The organism is Streptomyces sp. NPDC048275 (genome assembly GCF_040652275.1).
Classification (GTDB): domain Bacteria; phylum Actinomycetota; class Actinomycetes; order Streptomycetales; family Streptomycetaceae; genus Streptomyces.
This window is the reverse complement of record NZ_JBEZLR010000233.1, coordinates 1-2,364: the sequence shown is the minus strand read 5'-3', so window position 1 is coordinate 2,364 and position 2,364 is coordinate 1. Positions and strand designations below refer to the sequence as shown.

Below are 2,364 nucleotides of genomic sequence, written 5' to 3'. Positions count from 1 at the left end.
CGCGCCCGCCCCCCCCCCCCCCCGCGGGGGGGGGGGGGGGGGGGCCCCCCCCCCCCCCGGGACGGGACGGGTAGGGGCGGCGGGGGCGAAAACCCACCCCCTCCTCACCCCGCCTTGGCCACTCCCCCGCCGTACAACACCCGCGTCACCGACTCGTACGTAACTCCATGGTCGGCCAACACCTCCGCGAGCACACCGGGCCGGACGGTGAAAGCCATCAGAAGATGCTCGTCCCCGATGGTCCGATCATGGCGAGCCAGCGCCATGCGCAGGGACTGCGTCAGCACATCCCTGGCCCCCTGCGCGAACGGCCGATGCCTGGACCACCATCCCCTTCCGCCCCGCTTCCCCGACTCCAACGCCCCCACCCCGTGCGCCTCTTCCACCCGGGAGACGATCTCCGAGACGTCGATACCGAGCCCGGACAGCGCGTCCGCGTCGGCACGGGAGAGCCCACCACGCCGACGCGCCTCGGCGAGCCCCCGTTCCACCGAGTCACGGCGCCGTTCCACCCCGAGCGACGCCAGCACGAAAGCACCACGGCTGCCCTCCCGATCGAGGAGGGCGAGCAGCATGTGCTCCTCCTCCACCGTGTCGGCACCGACCCGCTCGGAGTGCCCGACCGCGCCCTCGACCACAGCCCGGGCATCCTTGGTGAACCGCTCGAACATCACTGCCTCCCGTACTTTTTGTGCACGGCCTGCCTGCTCACTCCGAGTTCCGCGGCGATCTCCTGCCACGACCAGCCCTGATGGCGCGCACTGCGCACCTGCACCGCTTCCAACTGCTCCAGCAGTCTCCGCAGCGCGGAGACCGCCCGCAGCCCGATCCGCGGATCGCGGTCACCCGCCCGCGCGGCGAGATCCGTTGCTTCCGTCATGACCGTCAACCTACATTGACACCAATCTTGCGTCAACCGAAGTTGACAGCGCAGCCCGACCCGACACGCAAACGGCGGGCTCGAAGACTCCCGAGCCCGCCGCAGCCAAAAGACGCAACCTCACCCCACACCAAGAACGATCTTCCCGAACTGATCGCCGGCCTCCAGCCGCTCGAACCCCTCCCGGGCCCGATCGAGCGGAAGCACCTCGTCGATGACGGGCCGCACGCCGGTCGCGGCGCAGAAGGACAACAGGTCCTCCAGCTCGTCCTTGGTGCCCATGGTGGAGCCGACGACCTTGAGCTCCAGGAAGAAGATGCGCGTGAGCTCGGCGTGCGAGGGACGGTCGCCACTGGTGGCACCCGAGATCACCAGAGTCCCCCCGGGCCGCAGCGACTTGACGCTGTGCGACCAGGTCGCCGCACCAACCGTCTCGATGACCGCGTCCACCCGCTGCGGCAGCCGCGCACCGGACTCCAGCGCCTCCACCGCGCCCAGCTCGACGGCCCGCTTCCGCTTGGCCTCGTCGCGACTGGTGGCGAAGACCCGAAGACCGGCCGCCTTGCCGAGCACGATCGCGGCGGTGGCCACGCCACCGCCGGCGCCCTGAACCAGCACGGAGTCGCCGGGGCGCACCCCGGCGTTGGTGAAGAGCATGCGGTACGCCGTCAGCCACGCCGTCGGCAGACAGGCGGCCTCCTCGAACGACAGCTCCTTGGGCTTCGGAATGACGTTCCACGCCGGGACCGTGACCTGCTCGGCGAACGTGCCCTGGTAGCGCTCCGTGAGGATGGAGCGGGGCTCCTTGGGGCCGACCCCGTGCCCCGTCTGCCCGATGACCGAATGCAGCACGACCTCGTTGCCGTCCTCGTCGATCCCGGCCGCGTCGCACCCGAGGATCATCGGCAACTTGTCCTCCGCCAGACCGACGCCCCGCAGCGACCAAAGGTCATGGTGATTCAGGGACGCGGCCCTGACGTTCACGGTCGTCCAGCCCGGCCTCTGCTCGGGGGCCGGGCGCTCCCCCAACTCCAGGCCCCCGAGCGGCTGGTCACGGTCAATCCGGGCGGCATAGGCAGCGAACATGACCTTGACGATAGGCTCCGCCTTCGCCCGACGGAACCACGTCCCCCTGTGACACGCGTCCCGCCATCCCTGCGACCCACGCCACCCGCCCGGTTTCTTCCGCCCCCGCCGCCCCTACCCGTCCCGTCCCCTGGGGGCTCCGCCCCCAGACCCCCGTTCGGCCTGGACGGCCTCGTCCTCAAACGCCGGACGGGCTGAAAACCTTCAAGCGCCGCCCGGCATCATCCAGCCCGTCCGCCGTTTGAGGACGAGCCCTTCGGGCGAAGGCGGGGGCCCAGGGGGCGCAGCGCCCCTGGCGGGGGTCTGGGGGCGGAGCCCCCAGGAACGGATGGGACGGCGGGGGCGAAAAGGGGGGGGCGGGGGGCGCCGCCCCCACCCCGCCCCCCCACAAAAAAAAA

3 protein-coding genes are annotated in these 2,364 nt (G+C 71.2%); all 3 read right to left on the bottom strand.

Features of this window, described 5'->3' with window-relative positions:
• Positions 1 to 104: 104 nt before the first annotated feature.
• Positions 105 to 671 (bottom strand): Clp protease N-terminal domain-containing protein, encoded by a 567-nt coding sequence (locus AB0D57_RS47575; protein WP_362088748.1) that lies wholly within the window; start codon positions 669 to 671, stop codon positions 105 to 107.
• Positions 671 to 880, bottom strand: a complete 210-nt coding sequence (locus AB0D57_RS47570; protein WP_362088747.1) for a helix-turn-helix domain-containing protein — start codon at positions 878 to 880, stop codon at positions 671 to 673. Before AB0D57_RS47570 ends, AB0D57_RS47575 begins: the two co-directional genes overlap by 1 nt.
• 120 nt (positions 881 to 1,000) lie before the next feature.
• Positions 1,001 to 1,966 (bottom strand): zinc-binding dehydrogenase, encoded by a 966-nt coding sequence (locus tag AB0D57_RS47565; RefSeq protein WP_362088746.1) that lies wholly within the window; start codon positions 1,964 to 1,966, stop codon positions 1,001 to 1,003.
• Positions 1,967 to 2,364: the final 398 nt, after the last annotated feature.